Source organism: Corynebacterium amycolatum SK46 (assembly GCF_000173655.1).
Taxonomy (GTDB): domain Bacteria; phylum Actinomycetota; class Actinomycetes; order Mycobacteriales; family Mycobacteriaceae; genus Corynebacterium; species Corynebacterium amycolatum_A.
In genome coordinates, this window is record NZ_ABZU01000002.1 from 155,596 (window position 1) to 171,982 (window position 16,387).

At 59.9% G+C, this 16,387-nt stretch carries 10 protein-coding genes; 3 read left to right on the forward strand and 7 right to left on the reverse strand.

Translation table 11 applies throughout. From position 1 onward, the window contains the following. Positions 1-83: 83 nt before the first annotated feature. Both CORAM0001_RS02590 and eccCa read right to left on the reverse strand, forming a co-directional pair. Positions 84-1,472 carry a type VII secretion-associated protein gene (locus tag CORAM0001_RS02590; RefSeq protein WP_005509753.1) on the reverse strand — a complete coding sequence of 463 codons (1,389 nt, stop codon included), beginning with the start codon at positions 1,470-1,472 and terminating at the stop codon, positions 84-86. After that, positions 1,472-5,299: a type VII secretion protein EccCa gene (gene eccCa / locus CORAM0001_RS02595; RefSeq protein ID WP_157752514.1), complete on the reverse strand. Its 3,828-nt coding sequence runs from the start codon at positions 5,297-5,299 to the stop codon at positions 1,472-1,474. Before eccCa ends, CORAM0001_RS02590 begins: the two co-directional genes overlap by 1 nt. 193 nt (positions 5,300-5,492) lie before the next feature. Here eccCa and eccD point away from each other — a divergent pair, with 193 nt between their 5' ends. Both eccD and mycP read left to right on the forward strand, forming a co-directional pair. Beyond that, positions 5,493-6,908: a type VII secretion integral membrane protein EccD gene (eccD, locus tag CORAM0001_RS02600; RefSeq protein ID WP_244261973.1), complete on the forward strand. Its 1,416-nt coding sequence runs from the start codon at positions 5,493-5,495 to the stop codon at positions 6,906-6,908. A gap of 14 nt (positions 6,909-6,922) precedes the next feature. Continuing rightward, positions 6,923-8,161 carry a type VII secretion-associated serine protease mycosin gene (gene mycP, locus CORAM0001_RS02605; RefSeq protein WP_244261974.1) on the forward strand — a complete coding sequence of 413 codons (1,239 nt, stop codon included), beginning with the start codon at positions 6,923-6,925 and terminating at the stop codon, positions 8,159-8,161. On the opposite strand, the gene eccB is transcribed toward mycP, so the two are convergent. Beyond that, a complete protein-coding gene (eccB, locus tag CORAM0001_RS02610) occupies positions 8,120-9,562 on the reverse strand; it encodes a type VII secretion protein EccB (protein ID WP_005509774.1) in 1,443 nt (480 codons plus the stop codon). The genes mycP and eccB overlap by 42 nt on opposite strands. A 116-nt stretch (positions 9,563-9,678) precedes the next feature. Here eccB and CORAM0001_RS11000 point away from each other — a divergent pair, with 116 nt between their 5' ends. After that, on the forward strand, positions 9,679-10,833 hold the full coding sequence (locus CORAM0001_RS11000) for a hypothetical protein (protein ID WP_005509904.1): 1,155 nt from the start codon (positions 9,679-9,681) through the stop codon (positions 10,831-10,833). 589 nt (positions 10,834-11,422) lie between these two features. On the opposite strand, the gene CORAM0001_RS02620 is transcribed toward CORAM0001_RS11000, so the two are convergent. The 4 genes from CORAM0001_RS02620 to CORAM0001_RS02635 form a co-directional block, all read right to left on the reverse strand. Next, the gene (locus CORAM0001_RS02620) at positions 11,423-13,564 is read right to left on the reverse strand and encodes a DUF6541 family protein (protein WP_050773580.1); all 2,142 of its coding nucleotides are present in this window, start codon (positions 13,562-13,564) and stop codon (positions 11,423-11,425) included. Between the two features lie 59 nt (positions 13,565-13,623). Continuing rightward, positions 13,624-14,493, reverse strand: coding sequence for a tRNA pseudouridine synthase A (locus tag CORAM0001_RS02625; RefSeq protein WP_040360993.1), 870 nt, complete (start codon positions 14,491-14,493; stop codon positions 13,624-13,626). A gap of 313 nt (positions 14,494-14,806) precedes the next feature. Next, positions 14,807-15,268: a 50S ribosomal protein L17 gene (rplQ, locus tag CORAM0001_RS02630; protein WP_005509840.1), complete on the reverse strand. Its 462-nt coding sequence runs from the start codon at positions 15,266-15,268 to the stop codon at positions 14,807-14,809. Positions 15,269-15,305: 37 nt separating this feature from the next. Further along, the gene (locus CORAM0001_RS02635) at positions 15,306-16,331 is read right to left on the reverse strand and encodes a DNA-directed RNA polymerase subunit alpha (protein WP_005509919.1); all 1,026 of its coding nucleotides are present in this window, start codon (positions 16,329-16,331) and stop codon (positions 15,306-15,308) included. Positions 16,332-16,387: the final 56 nt, after the last annotated feature.

Consider the following 16,387-nt stretch of genomic DNA (forward strand, 5'->3'; position numbering starts at 1 on the left):
TTCGGTTCCATTTTGGTTTTCCAACCTTTACCCCTGCCTACCCCCGCCCCGCCCCCAGTCACCTTCTCTACGCCCCTTGCGTATTACGGCACCGGCCGAGCGCTTACTACTGCCTGGTCGCAAATGGGCCGTACTGACGCAATAGTCCTTCCTCTGAACTGGCACCCCACACTGACTTGAGTGCCGTCCATCACTTTGTGATGCCAGAGCACTATCGAATTACCTGACGGCAGCCGCTCCTCGACGACTACGACATCGGTGCCCAGTACTTGTCTGCGTTCCGGCGCGGACTTGGTCTCATCCCCAGCAACGGAGCTACTCAAAGCGGCGGCTAGATGTTCAAGCGCCATGTCCTGCGAAAGCGGGTTAGCGAGCACCAAGACGCGCATATCGCCGCCGTCCACCGCAATCAAGCGGTCGAACGGACTTGCCGAGTCAAGCTCCCACCCGCCGGGAAACCGAGCTTCCACGCCCGCGTTGGCCAGCGTGACTACTGGAGCAGAATCGGGAACCGGTTTCGATGTGGATGGAGGAGTCGTTACAGGTGGCGTGGTTACAGGAGGAGCCTGTGCGTGCGATGCCTCACGATGCTTCTGTTTCCCCTCGTTCTCGCTGGCTATGCCACCACTAATCAGCCATGCAGCAATCCCAACAATCAGCACCACCACCGTCAACAACCCAACGGCAGCTACTGACACAACTGTGCTTTGATTCGACGCTGAGCTGGCTTCTGCCCTGGCTGCAGGACGCCGCCCTGCGAAATCCTCCGACGGCTCCACTTCACCGGGGTCAGCGTCGCCGATGCTTTTCAACAAAGCTGGATTTACGCACTCCCCGAGCCGCGAGGCTGGGCAGTCGAAGACTAAAAATCCACGGTCGCGCAGACGATCGGCTAGTAGAGCTCGCCGCGGCTTCGCTAGCCCAGGTGGAACTTCGCCGACGATGAACTCAATATCATCCTGCCAGCGGGGCGGATACTCGGTGATACCGTGCCCACCACTAACTTCCACATCATCGGGTATCCCCTGGGGCGCATCCGGATACATGGTCAGCTGATAAGCCAGCGCAATGACTGTTTCCACCAATGGTGCGCTGTCGTCCGCTCCGACCAAATGTGTCATCCGACTGGCAATGCGACCCCCGCTCAGACGAGTGACACAGACACGCGTTTCCTCTACTTCCACCAACACGCTATGAGACACAGTTGCCTCATCGAGTTCCACAACGGCGTCGGCAAGCGTCAGGATGTACGGATTGAGTTCAGCAGCCAATAGCGCGGAGGCCAGCCGACACTGTCGCACAGCACCCCAATAGCTGGGCACAATGACTGTTTGCATGCTCTCGAGAAGCGGTCTAGGGCCATGCACCCCCAGTTCTGTGGTGTCTGCAGGTGCCGCGAGTCCCCACAGGTGCCAAGTACCGTGGCGCAGCGTCGGAGTCTGCGTGGTGCAAGGAGATTCGACCCGAATCATCAACTGTCCTCCTGGTCACCAACGGTATCCAACCACCCCAACTGCACAACCTGCGGACTCTGGCCGTGCGCCACCCAATAGCCACGACCCGGCGGCTGTTCGCAGGGCTTTACGCCGAGGATGGGGCCGTCATCGCGTGTGCCATCCATGACAAAGACGCTGGCCCCCTGATCCTTAACCGCACCCATGACCGGGTCGTGGAGAGAGCGCAATGCCCCGCTGATTCGACGGGCGAAAAAGATATTGAGCCCAATGTCGGCGGCGTGAGCGATGACTTCTGCCAGCGGCTGCAAAGGGTTACCCCGCGAGCCGGCCACGAGGTCATAGTCGTCCACGATGACATTGATGGTTGGACCACTCCACCAATTTCGCGCCTTCAACTGCGCTGGGGTGATATCCGGTTGCGGGAGACGGGCCTTCAGCACCTCTGCCAGCTCTGCCAGCATGGGTGTCGCCACCGCAGCCGAGCCCGCATAGCCGGCCAGCCGTTCTTGGGGCACGGCCTCCATTAGCCCACGGCGGTAATCGATCACGACGAATTTCGAGTCCGACTGCGAGTACCGCAGCTGGTGAACGATGCCCCTCAGCGCGGCGGTTCTGCCACTGCCTGCCGAACCGAATATCAGTAGGTGACGATCCTTTTCTGGATGGAATATCACCGCGCCTAAACCAGCCTCTTCGAGACCCACTGCAATCGCGCCTCTCGTCGCGGCGGCTGGTCGTGGCAAACGCGCAATATCAATCCGCCGCGGCAACAACTGGAGCTTTGGTGCCTGCTCACCGTGCGGCGCCGTCTCTGCAATCCGCTTGGTCTCAGCAGCGCCGGTGAGAGCTACCAGCATCGCAAACCCGCCCGGCGCGACTCCGCGTCCTGGGCTCTCTGGCACCAGCTCCGCTGCCTTACGATCAATCATTGAATCCATCGACTCCGCCTGCCGCAGCTCAATCCGAGTACCAATCAGGTCGCGAACGGCAGGCCTCATGTCCGTCCACCGATAGGCCGTGAGCAGGACATGAATTCCCACCGCCAGTCCATCTGCAACCAGCGCCTGCACATCGTCACTCAGCGCCGGAAACTCCGTTTTGAACGCACCCCAGCCGTCAATGACCAACACCGAATCCGGTTGTCCTGCCGCCCGCGCTGCTTCCGGCGAGAGCCATCCATTAGTGCGAAAGAGCTGTTCCCGACGACTTACCTCACGACGCAAAAAACCAAGCGTACGGCGAATAAGCTCTTCGTCTCCACGGTGCGCAACCGACGCGACATGCGGCAACTCAGCCAGGTCGCTCAAGCCGCCCGCACCACAATCGACGATATAAAAATGCAGGTCACGGGCGCTGATGCCGTCGGCAAGCGCGAGGACCGCTGTGCGTGCGGCAGTGGTCTTTCCCGACCGCGGCGCTCCGACGATTGCCCCGTGTCCGCCGGTCGTGCGCAGGTCGATACGCAGTGGGTCCTGACGCTGAAACACCGGCTTGTCCACCAGCCCAATCACACCGGTCAATCGCTGTCGCGGCAGCTGCTCGTCGGGCTGAAGCTCGATGGCCTCCGGTAGTGGTGGCAGCCACACCCGATGCGCACGTGTCGGTACGTGCGACACCGCTGCCACCACGGCACCGAGCACCGTCTGCTCCGATGTCTGCACAGGCGGATCCACCATTCCACCATCGCTTGACGACGCGTCGAAAGCCTCCCGCGTCCAATTTTCAGCGGTAAATTCAGCGACAGCGGCGGCCTGGCCCTGCAGCCCCTGCTCTGCCCCAGCCGTCGCACCGTCAACAGGCTGCGGACGGACCACCGGGCCGGAAACATACGCCGACCGAAACCGCACCGGCTCGGCGGCAGCTGATTTGATATACCCAATGCCCGGGATAGCCGGCAAATGATAGGCGTCCGGAACACCCAGCACGCTGCGGGACTCCGCGACGGAAAAGGTCTTCAACCCAACGCGATAGGAAAGATGACTTTCCAGTCCGCGCAAGCGGCCTTCCTCCAGACGCTGACTGGCCAGCAGCAAATGCATGTGCAAGCTGCGCCCCAACCGACCAATCGCAACGAAGAGCTCAGCAAACTCCGGGCGTGCGGAGAGCAGCTCCGAAAACTCATCCACCACAATCAGCAACGCGGGCATGGGTGGCGCATCTATCTGCCCAGTGCGCCGGGCTTGCTCATAATCGCTGACACCGGCGAAATTCCCCGCAGCGCGTAGCTGCTCTTGGCGCCGCGTCATCTCACCGCGCAGTGCGTCTTCCATGCGGTTGACCAGGATAAGCTCCTGTTCCAGGTTGGTAATCACCGCCGAGACATGCGGCAATTGATCCAGTCCCAGAAACGTCGCCCCGCCCTTGAAGTCCACCAGCACAAAGTTCAACTGATCCGGATTGTGCGTGGCTGCGAGCCCTACCACGGTCGTTCGGAGGAATTCCGACTTACCCGATCCTGTGGCACCAACGCACAGACCGTGTGGCCCCATGCCGCCCTCGGCGCTCTCCTTAAAATCCAGATAGACCGGCGCGCCGCCGTCATCAGCCCCAACGGGAATACGCAGACGAGCACTGCCATAGCGCGGTCGGTAGCGCAGAGTTGTCGGAGGCGGATACAGCCCGAGCTCCTCCATCACCGGATCTTCCGAGGTCTTAACAGAATCATCTGCGCTTGTTGGCACTTCAAAACGCGCCAAGCTCCGCCCAAGCACCTCCGCTTCTGCTGGACTCAGCTGATCAGGTACGCCAATCTCCTCCCGTCCGGACGCGGTTTCCGCATGCACAGCAGTAGTGGAAACAACCAGCGCGATGCCATGGTGAACCGCGGCCTCCCACAACGTTGACTGCGCTTCCACGACGGTCAGTAGTACTACCGAGGTCTCCGACCCCGCCGCGTCAAAAATCGGTGTCAGTTCAGTGACATCATGCTGCCCGTTCGAATCCGCCAGCACAATCAGCACTGCAGCTGGCAGTGTGTCGATAGCCGTGAGCAGCTCAGTCAGCTGCGCACACGTCGCCGTCCGCAACCGCGCTGGGCCACAGGCATCAGTAACTGCGGGGTGTCCGTGGTGTGGCGTCCATTTCAGCCATTCCCACTCATCTCCCACAACTGCAATCAGGCAATCCTCCGGATGATGCAGCGCAGCAGCTTGGGCGACCATCGCTCGAGCCAGCCCCTGCGCCGCGGTATCTCCAGTGAGCGCGATGATCTCAAAGGCCGACACATCTATGGCAAAGGGCACTCCCTCAACCTGACGAGCCGATCGAATAACTTCCCGCAGTGCTACGGCGGAAACCGGATCCAGTTTCTCGGGCGCCGGAATTGCCGGCGGTGTTACAGGCGTTGCGGGCTGCTGCGTTGCCACACCGATGCGCAGCTGCAAGAAATCCGGGTCCCCCTTTCGGCGTTCGCACGCCCGCCCCATCGCCCCCAGCTGCCACAGAGTCTCAGGCCGAGGGTGGATAAATTGCGCCGATTCACGCTGCATCCTCGCTGCTTTCGCCACCGCACGGCGAATACTGGACAAATGCCTCTGATAGTCCTTCCGCGCCGGTGCCATGTCCTTATTTCCCGCCCCGCCCGACACCATCATTCCCACAGTGGCAAACACCATCATCAGCGGAAACATAAACGACATTGGGTTACGTCCCATCCCAGAGACAAACATCAACACCACCATGCCAACCACCGCCACAACCATGATCAACGGCATGAGTGCACGCATCAGCGGCACCGGCTGTGGCTCCGGCGCTTCCGGTGGCGCATCCGGCGCGATTGTGCCCGTCATAGGCTGCGGCCCCGTTTTTCGGGTTGCCGAAATCTCCGCCCGTGCACTAGTCACAAAAATCCCCCCGCTATGTGTCGCCCCTTGTGTTCACTCGACGGCCAATCCCCCGACCAATCGGTGTACACATAGCTTAAAACACACTCCGGATTCTCGCAGCGCATAACCGAGACTGATAGCGGGGGCACGCGCAGTTACTACTCCGAGTAGCGCTCTAGCGAGTTGTACGCCACTCTAGAGGGACTAAAGCATGCAGAATTCATGGGGGAAATACATGCTGGGGGAACTCATTCGCGTGCGCATTGATGCCGCACACATGCCCGAAGACACCAACCGAGCACATGCAGATCTTGCGTTACCGACCAATGTCGCAATCGCCGCACTCGTACCGGATATCCTGCAAATCTTCGATATCGACATTGCGGACTTCCCGCTGGCACAGTGGCAGCTACGGACCGCCGCTGGCACGATATTGCTTGCCGACGACACCCTGAATGATGCCGGTATTGCACCAGGCGAACGCCTCGTTGTTATCAACGACCCAGGTCCCGTGCCCAAACCTCGGCTCTTCGATGCCGCCGATGCTATTACCGACACCACCTATACCGATGGTATCGGCACGGCTGATTTGGTTGTTGGCTGTACCGCCGCCCTCGTGGCCACAGCTTCAATCGCAGCTGCCTCACTGAGCTTGAGCAGTACCGATTCCACACTGGCCGCGGCAATTAGCTTCATCGCGCTGCTGGCAGTAGCGGGTGGACTGCGCCTGGCTCTGTTGCGTAGTGCAAAACCGGCGATTGTCATGTCCCTGGAGCTGCAAGTGCTCATTCTGAGCACTGCTTCGGGCCTCTGCTTCGTTGGCCTCGACCTACACCGCATACTCACCGACTGGCCGCCGACTGCTGCGATTAGCGTCGCGCTCGCCGTCATCGGTTTGATTTTTCTCATTCTCAACACCGACGACGGCGACAACCGCATCACTGTCACCCTGGGCGCCGCGAGTCTCAGTGCCGCAGTTACCTGCGGTCTTTACGCTGCGGCTGTCGCACTTTTCCACAACTCGGTTCAATCAGGAGCACTCACCGCTGCTAGTGCAGTCATCCTGATACTGCTGGCGCCTTCCATCGCTATCAAAGCTGCCGGTATTCGCGTACCCAAAGTCCCTGCTGCCGGCGAGAGCTTCGATGACAGCGAAACTCCCGAAATATCCCACGACGCACCTAAGCGAGCGGGTTGGATTCTCGACGGCATCCTCTGCAGTGGCACCGGAGGTCTCAGCATCTTCACCCTGGTGGTACTTTTCTCCGGAGCCTATGCGAACAGGTGGTGGCCTCTGGGCATGGCTGCTGCTGTCATAGTCTTTTGTGCAATTCACTCCCGTGGCCAAGCCCGGAAAGTAGCTTCCACCTGCACTGCTTTAGCTGGCCTTGCCGTCATTGTGGCCGTCGCCTTTCAACAGTGGTTCGAGGGCAATTGGCCAGTCGCCGCTGGCCTGGTCGTCCCTATGCTTGCAGCCACCGCTTTAGCCGCATTTCCCGCGTCACGCATCTCACCTACAACACGCCGCATAGCTGAGCTAACCGAGGCCTGCAGCATCGCCGTCATTCTGCCCATTGCGGCCATCATTGCCGAACTCCCTGAGTTCGTAAGTGGGTTCTTCCAGTGAAAAACCCACTTTTCATGAATGCCATAAAAACTCGTCTCACCGCCACGGCCGCACTTTCCACCGTGCTTATCTCCACGTTGACGGCGGCCACCGCTGTAGCACCGTCGGGCATCGCACCAATAGCGGCTGCCCAGAACAGCCAGGACTGCGTGGCCACGATGCTGTCGTCGGAAAGCGCACTGCATGAACCGACGGTGATCGAAAAAGCTCTTCGGTTTCGCCAAGCATGGCAACTGACGACGGGGGCGGGGATTACGGTGGCGGTAATCGATACCGGGGTCTCACCCAATGAGCGCCTGGGCGAGGTTCTCGACGGTGGCGATTTTGTCGACGGCAACAGCGGGTTCGTAGACTGCGACGGTCACGGAACTCTAGTAGCCGGCATTATTGCAGGTCGGCCCGGTGCCGATGGTTTCGCCGGGCTGGCGCCCGACGCGCACGTGTTGTCGATAAGACAAACGGCCGATGGCGAAGGAAACTTGGAGTCGCTGGCACAGGCTATCGACAAGGCCGTCGCGGAGGGCGCGCGGGTCATCAATATCTCGCTCACATCGTGTGCCCCGGCTGGTGTAATGCCCCAAGGCGCAACAGATGTTGCCGAGAGCGTCGCACGCGCGGAAGTTTCAGGCGCAGTAGTGGTCGCAGCGGCGGGCAATAAGGGCGATAGCTGTCAGGACGGATCCGTAGCGTGGCCCGCAGTCCTGCCGGAGGTAATCGCAGTATCAGCAGTACAGTTCGACGATGCTGGCCAAGCACAACCCGCGGAGTATGCAATCACGGGACAATGGGTCAATGTCTCCGCTCCCGGCGGCCCCGTACTCGGTCCCGATCCGCGCACCCCTACCGGTCTCATAGACCGCCACGTGTTCGGGTCCGGGGAGAACACCCGAGCCCAACAGATTGCCGGCACCAGCTTTGCCACGCCAGCCGTATCGGGCACAGCTGCCCTGCTGCTGGCACGAAACCCAGAGCTTTCCCCAGCACAGGTTCGCGACATCATCCTTAATTCCGCGAGCCCAATTAGTTCCGGGCTTGGCCTTGGTCGCGGCATCATTGCACCTTATGATGCTCTGATTTGGACCACTGTGGACACCGCCGCGCAGCACGCCGCCAATCCCGCTGCCGCACCGGCTCCGCCGGATCTGCTTTCTTCGCAGGAGCGCAATGCATCACTCCGGGCGACTGGACTGCTCCTGATATGCGCGCTGGGCCTAGGTGCCTGGTTCCTCTCGCGTCCCAGACAGCGGTCCTAGCGCCGCCTGCTTACTCAGCTCAGGGCCTCCGCGCAACGCGGCCAGCACTTCCCACTCCACTGGTCGTGTGCCACCGTTATCGGCATTGGTTGATGCATTAAACCCGAGGGCAGCCAGCGTCGTGCGATCGTGCACAGCAAAGCGCATTCCCTCTGGCGAAATGACGTGCACGGCCCCATTTACGCTGACTGCAATTGAGCTGCGCTCACGGCTGCGACCATCCACGAAACCGTCGACGGCCGCACCCGAGCCGTCGGCATGCGGGTAGTCCACGTGCCGCCCCTCCGGAGCATGCTGTGACCACTGCACGAGAGCTTGCGGCTGTCCTGCTATCCGTCCAGCACACAACCAGCCATCAGCATCGGCAAACGTCAACGGCTTTTCAGGTAGTCCCGGGACTGCTGGTGCATTCGCAACGGGAACTGCCGCCAGCTGCCCCTCACTGGCCTGCAGAACTGGGCTATGCGCAGCTAATAGCTCTCCTAGCACCGGGGAGAGAATCGCGGCACCGTCGTCAAGCACGATAACGCGCCGCTGCCCGACCTCAACCACATTGCCGACTATGTCGAATGGGGCGGCGAAGTGCGTGGGTACGCCGCGGTTCGGAATTGCTGGCGCGGCCAGAATCGGAACCTCCGGAACCGTTCTGAGCAACGCAGGACTGACAGGCCGGACTGCGGCGCGCTCCAACCCCAGCGCTCGAGAAACAGCGGCGTGCTCCGGGTGGTTGATATCCAACCGCGAGCGGTAGCCCTGCGTAATCAGCCAGAGGTTTTGGCCATCGGCAACAACAGCACTGTCCGAGTGAGTTCGGGTAAGTTGCTGCGGCTCCGTGTGTATTTCTTCAAGACGCGCAAGTGACTCTGCAACAATCCACGGCTGCCCGAGGTCTTGCACCGTCCGCTCGCACAAAGACAGTGCCAACTCCGGCGCACCTGCACTGCCCCTCCTGGCAGCTCCCGAGGCCCCAGAGCCTGCCGGCGCGACCGGAACTGCTGGTGCGCCCTCAATCCCGACAGCAAAACTGATGTCCTCTTTGTCCAACTCACTACTGCGCACCCGTTTCGGCTCAGCAGGATTGCCCAAAATTAACCGCGCCGACGCGAGGTTCGCGACTGGATGCAATCGACCATTGACACGTACATGCAAGCCCTCCGACCCCGACACAACAATCAGCTGCTCATTGGAGCTAGAACCGCCCTGCGGCCGCACCAACGACAGCACCGCAGTGCCGGCGGCCAGTAAAACCACCAGCGCACAGCCGATAAACAGTGCTCGCGTTCGCGTGCGCAGAGGGTCGTGTAGCATTCGCGAATCCGCACGCACAAGCGCATGCTCAATCCGACGAATCAAAAATCGATGACCGCTGACCTGGCTAGGCGTAGTCGGCGTACGTGGCATGAGTTTCCCCCAAAAACTATTCCCCCAAATAATCTCTACCCTGCAGAGTAAGCCAGGCCGCGCTACTGTGCGACCAGGGGAATTTTAGTGGGGAACATATTGGGGGGGATTTTCACATGCCATTGTCATTGTGGCTGCTCATTACAGCAATAATCATCACTGCAGGCGCGCATGTCCCTGTGCGCGGCCGCAGCCTTCGTGACCGCCTGCGACGCACCGAACCAGGACAACTCATCGGCCTACGTCTCACACCAGGCCTGCGTAACCAGTTAAGCGCTGCGGATATCGTCTCGCTTGCCGACGACAGCCCAGTGACCCTGGATGCGCTGTGCTTTTATCACATTGCGCCGGAAATCCGCGGAGAGCATGCGCACCGCTATTTCCGAGCAGCCGAGCGCTCCGGCACAAGCCCTGAGCCCTGGACACATCTGGTGGCAACTCTTCCGTTGGAAGCCTCCGCTGACAAAGCCCTACGCTTCCTCATCCACCGGCTGGGAACCCTTGGTATTCGCGCACGGCGATTGACGGCACCGGAGTGTGCTCTGACTGAGAGCTCTGCGGAGGTCGTGCAGCTGCGCCGCACTGGACGCTCTCAGCATGTGGCGGCGTTGGGGCGCAAACCGCACCTGTGGTTAAGCCGACAACGTGACATCGCTATCACTAATGGTCCGGCGCAGGTCATAGGGGTCGGGAGCAGTGGACAAACCATCACAATGTGTCCCGCGAACATCCCCCGATTGGAGGTCGACTGCGGCAATCAGGACATTTGCGAGCTGCTCATCGGAATGCTCTCACTCGACTATCGGGTCGGAATTCGCACGTCCCGTCCACATTTCTATACTGTGGCTCTTGATCTGGGCGCAGTACTTCTCGCGCGAGCTGGAGACGACACCGTCGATGTGGTTGTTGTCGAAGAGTATGAGCCCGACCTGTGTACGGGAATCGCGAGGATCATCGAGGTCAGTCGTGCAGGTTCACCCACGGCAGCAGCATCGGAAATGCCAGTTTCGTGCCCTCGACTGGTGATGGGCGAATTCACCTGGACACTATCTACCGCCCGCACTACCGATGAACTGCAGCCACTAGCTATGCGGGCAACTAGCGGTTCAGGCCCGGAATCAACGCACCCAAATCTGGCAGACCGCCCGGCGCCGGGGAGCCGTCAGGCTCACCCTGCTGCGCTGGGTCATTCGGAGCGCCATTTTCTTGGCCACCCGGCTGACCGCCTGCTGCAGGAGGCACATCCTCCTTCGGCATCTGTGCACCGGTGACATTGCCATTGTCGATAGTGGCAGCGCCCGCTGGCCCCGAGCACTCCAGAGTCGACGGACCATAGGCCGCGCAGCTGTATCCGAATGCGCTCAACTGAGAATTCGCGGGTAGCGTCTTCATCTCACCGGCCGGCGGGAACGTAAGGACCTCGTAAGTAACTCCCCCCGGGTTCCAGGACACAGCATTGGCGGGAACCTTGTTTCCCGTGCCGTCATCGACCATCGGAGGATTGGCAAGATTCACCTGACAGGCCAAGTAGGCGTCACCGCTCAAATCGTTGAGGAAGCAACGCGTCGTGCCATCCTCCAACTGAAACAGTCGAGTATTTGGGCCGTCCGCCGGGGTGTAATCCGCATCATTGACCTGGGTGATTGCAGGAGTTTCCGTCGGTGTCTCCGATTCTGTCGGTGTCGTCGACTCCTCAGTCGGCTTCGGCGAAGTCGAGGATTTAGTCTTTGCGGAAGAACTGACGGAGCGATTCGAGACTTCCGGCTTAGCCGGCTCGTCGTCTCCACATCCGGCCAGCGCGAAAGTCATCATCGCACCGGCTGCGATCGTTGCCATAAATTTATTCATCCGCATGGTGTCCTAACCTACCCGACCATCGCTCCATCCCCTAGTAGCCGAGGGAGGAATTACTTCCGGAGAACTAGCTCGCATCTCGTCGATGCGTTCTGGCGTAATCACATCATTGAAGGCGAAAATGGTTACTTCCCTATCTCGATAAACAGGGGTTACCCCTGGAGCTACCCAGAGCCCTTCACCAGGAAACTCTAAATCCTCCTTGGAATCCCAAATACCCGGGGGTGACAAATAAATGAATCCCACGTTCAGCTTTCGGGCTGAGCGATCGACATTGTTCACCCCATCCGGCCGATCGGGGTCTGGAAAACCGAGGTAATCAGCGTGCCAGTACAGCATTGAGGTGGCAGTCCACTTATTCGCCACTGGCCAGTCATAGTGCGGGAACACCACCGGCAGGTCATTGCGAGCGTACATCCAGCTGGATCCCTCCGGCGGATTGGTAAACGTGCGGTACTTATGTGCCTCCGGCTGCTCGGCCAACCAATCAAATGCCTTCAAGTCAGCATTGGAAATGATTTGCCATTCTCGAGGGCTCTTGTAGGCGAAATCCGCTGCGCTAGCATTAGACGCCACTCCATAGACCACAAGTACAGCAGAGCTCACCGTCGCTAAGCTCAACCCCAGAACCCGCCCCGTCGATGGCACCTTTGACTCACTAATTCGAGCCGCCCACGCGCAGCCCCACGCCACGGCGATACCCGCAAACGCAGAATACAGATACGCGGTGACCATCACCAACCGGTGAGGCGTCGAATAGTGAAGATCCGTGTACAGCGCGAGAATATCGCCCGGCACGCCACCAAAATGATTGAGCGCGTGGGTCGTCATCAACACCGAAACAAACCAGGCCGGCACTACCCACACCCGTCGGCGCGAAGTACCTGCGAAAACCAAAACCGCCATCCCGATGAAACCGAGGATGATGATTGGCCAGAAAGGCCGGAATTCCTCAGTGTGGCGAGTCAGCATTGTCGCGCCTCGATACCACGCATCGAAACGATTGAGGTCGTCTACTTCAGCGCTAACCGCGCGCACATCCTCGGTCTGAGAAGTTCCCGTAAGCCACTGCGGTAGCAGAACTGCCACTGCTGGCACAAAGGCGGCTGCAATCACCGCGACGTCGTAAAGCTTGGCGCGCACCGCACCCAGTTCAGGATGCGCGGGACGCGGCAGGCGGTAGCACAACCACCAGATTGCACCGAGCATAACAACTGTAGGCACCGATGCCGGATGGAGCTCTCCGATACCGATTATCGCAAAAGCGGCGCTCAAGATGCGCTGAGGTGTGTGTGGGAGCGACGTAACAAAGGCAAAAACGGTAATCGCTAGTGCAATCGAGACCTGGTACGGCCAAGCCCCCACGAAGACCCCGACGGGCATCAATACCGGAAGCGCTGCGGAAACAAGCGCCGCAACCCCCGCGGCAACGGCGGTGGACAGCTTTTGGCGATCAATAATTCGCCAGGTCAGCGCCGCAGCAGCCGTGGGTATGGTCACGGCCGGAATGATAATGCCGAGGTAATTGACCGCCTCGGTGATTGGTAGACGGACAATCAGTACCCAAAGCGCACCGAACGCATGCCATGCGGCGGGATAGTAGGACACCGACTGAGTTTCCACATTCTGGATCTCGCCCATCCTAGTGGCCGAGGCCATGCCGTCTTCCGTAATCGAACGGAGCACACTTGCATGCCAGAGTGTGTCCCAGCCTTGCTGGATGGTCGCCATCCCCTCGGACATTGAAGCGATGCGGCCGATAGCGGTCCACGTGAGAACCGCCGCTGCGATGATGACCCCGATACCTGCGATTAGCCCATAACCCAACTCGCGCCATCGACTTGCGGCGAGCGGCTGCGCCTCGGCCGACACCGAGCGATCAACACTACCGCGACGCCGCCGAATCAAAGCGCTGCCGCCACTCCAGCAAAGCGCGAGAAGTAGTGTCACGGCCCAGCAGATAGACGCACTGACCAAGGTGAAGCGCACATCGATAGCGCCGAGCGCCCACCCTGCGGTGCCTGCGATACCAAACGTCACCGCAGGACCGAGGGCCAGCGCCCACGGTGTACGAACGCCGCTGGCTCGCACTACAGCAGCGCCGGGGATTACGAGCAGCGCAACCAAGCTAACAATTGCCCACACCACTACCGAACACTCCTCCTACGGTCACTTTCTTCAGGGAATATTACCGAGAGCTTGTACATTTAAGCCTCGTCCACATCTATCCGGACATCACGACGTCCGCGAGTCTGCTCCGCCCTGGCCGCCAGATCCGCATCTCCGGGGTAGTCAACACCTACCAGGCTGAGCCCACGTGCCTCTGCCACCGGGACCAACGGGGAACGCTTCTCTTCGCTCAACAACTGCTCAGTGAATCCAACCTCACGCCGCCCTTCACCGACGCTAAGGCAGGCCCCAACCAGTGAGCGCACCATAGACCAGCAGAACGCGTCAGCAGTCACATGGGCCTCGTACAGCTCTGGCTCTTGCCTCGTAGATACGTCGAACCACTGGAACCGCTGTAAATCTCTAGTGGTTGTCGCATGTGGCTTGTGTCGACAAAAAGCGGCGAAGTCATTGAGCCCCAGTAGAGCATCAGCTGCCACCTGCATGCGGTCGATATCCACTGACCGTCGCCAGTGGGCCGTATCGCGAGCACGGGTAGGAAGCGGGCCACTGACGCAACTAGTGACACGATAGACATAATGCCGACGTAACGCAGAAAAGCGGGCATCGAAGCCCGAGGGCGCAAACGAGGCGCCCCGAAGCGTCACGTCCGCGGGCAATAGTCGCGCTACACGACGAACCAAATTACCCGGGTCCCCTGCGATAGAACGTGTGTCTAAACAGGAGACAGGAACATCTGCGTGAGCCACCTGACCGGAGGCATGAACGCCGGCATCTGTACGACCGGCCACAGTCAGTTGCACTGGAGTGCGCAACACCTTCTCCAGAGTGGATTCCAACGTCGCCTGCACAGTCCGCACAGGTTCTCCCGTAGGCTTATCGCGCTGAGCGGCCCAACCGTGGAAATCTGTCCCATCATAGGCAATGTCAAAACGCAACCGAACCAGGTCGGAGGCGGTACTCCCCGTAGTGGCACAATCGGGAGAATCGCACGGGGTATCCGGAGTCGTTGGCGTAAGTGATGTCACGGTTAACAGATTGTAGCCGGGACCCCGGATTAGAAAATCACCGCTTTCCACCGAAGGGCCTCCGTACAGCTCTCAATGTTGGTACGTAATCTTCGGTGTAACCGGAGACAGAACTGGGGTCGGGCGCTGTGCGCCGTCGTAAAGCACAAAGAACCCCCGGTAGAGCGTTCAGATATGAACTACTCGACGGGGGTTCAAAGCCGTGACGGCCAAAAGCCGTCGGCGAGGGGAATTACTCCTCCTCTGCAGCCTCAGCCTCAGCCTCTTCGGCCTTTGCCTCTTCAGCCTGCTTGGAAGCAGCGGCGCGAGTTGCGCGAGTTGCCTCAGCAGTTGCGGTCTCTTCCTCAACCAGAGCGATCAGAGAGATCGGGGCGTTGTCGCCCTTGCGGTTACCCAGCTTGATGATGCGGGTGTAGCCGCCGTCGCGATCAGCGAACTGCGGACCGATCTCATCGAACAGCTTCTTAACTGCGTAGTTGTCGTTGAGCAGCTTGGCAACGTTGCGGCGATCTGCGAGAGTGCCGCGCTTTGCCTTGGTAATCAGCTTCTCAACGTACGGACGCAGCAGCTTGGCCTTGGTATCGGTGGTCTTAATCTTGCCGTGCTCGATGAGCTGCTTCGCGAGGTTGGCCAGAATCTTCTTCTGGTGCGAAGCGGAGCCGCCGAGACGGGAACCCTGCTTAGGGGTAGGCATAGGTATCTCCTCGTTTTAATGAAGTCGCGTCGGTGAACTACTCGTCGTAGCCAGCGCTTGCGCCATCAGTCCAGTCAGCGTCATCGCCCGAGGCAGCGTCCAAATCAGCGACAGCAGCCGGGTCGAAGTTGTTCGGGGAATCCTTCAGAGCCAGGCCAAGCTCAGCGAGCTTTTCCTTGACCTCATTGATGGACTTGTCACCGAAGTTGCGGATATCCAGCAGATCCGACTCGGTACGAGCAGCGAGCTCACCGACAGTGTGGATCTCCTCACGCTTGAGGCAGTTGTAGGAGCGCATAGAGAAGTCCAGATCCTCAATCGGAGTCTGGTACGCAGCGACATCCTCAGCCTCGCGCGGGCTCGGGCCAATCTCGATGCCCTCAGCAGCCTCGTTCAGCTCACGTGCCAGACCGAACAGCTCAACCAGAGTCTTGCCTGCCGACGCCATTGCGTCGCGGGCGGTGATCGAGTTCTTGGTCTCGACATCGATGATCAGCTTGTCGAAGTCGGTACGCTGCTCAACACGAGTAGCCTCCACCTTGTAGCTGACCTTCAGAACTGGCGAGTAAATCTGGTCCATCGGAATGCGGCCGATTTCGCCACCGGAGTTCGGGGTCGCCGGCACGTAGCCACGACCACGCTCAACGATCATCTCAATTTCCAGGCGACCGGATTCGTTGAGAGTAGCGATGTGGTGATCCGGGTTATGAATCTCCACACCTGCTGGGCACTCAATGTCTGCAGCGGTCACCGCGCCTGCACCTTCGCGACGCAGGTAAACGGTAGCCGGCTCGTCGAACTCGCTCGAGAGCACCAAACCCTTGATGTTCAGGATGATGTCGGAGACATCTTCCTTCACGCCCGGGATAGTGGTGAACTCGTGCAGCACACCGTCGATGCGGATGCTGGTGACTGCAGCGCCCGGAATGGACGACAGCAACGTACGACGAAGAGAGTTACCGAGGGTGTAACCGAAACCCGGCTCCAGCGGCTCGATAACGAACCGGGAGCGAGAGGAATCAATGTAGTCCTCAGTCAGCGTTGGGCGCTGGGAAATGAGCATTTTCGAAAATCCTCCAGGTGGCGACCGCTATATGACGCCATAGGGAATGAATGGAT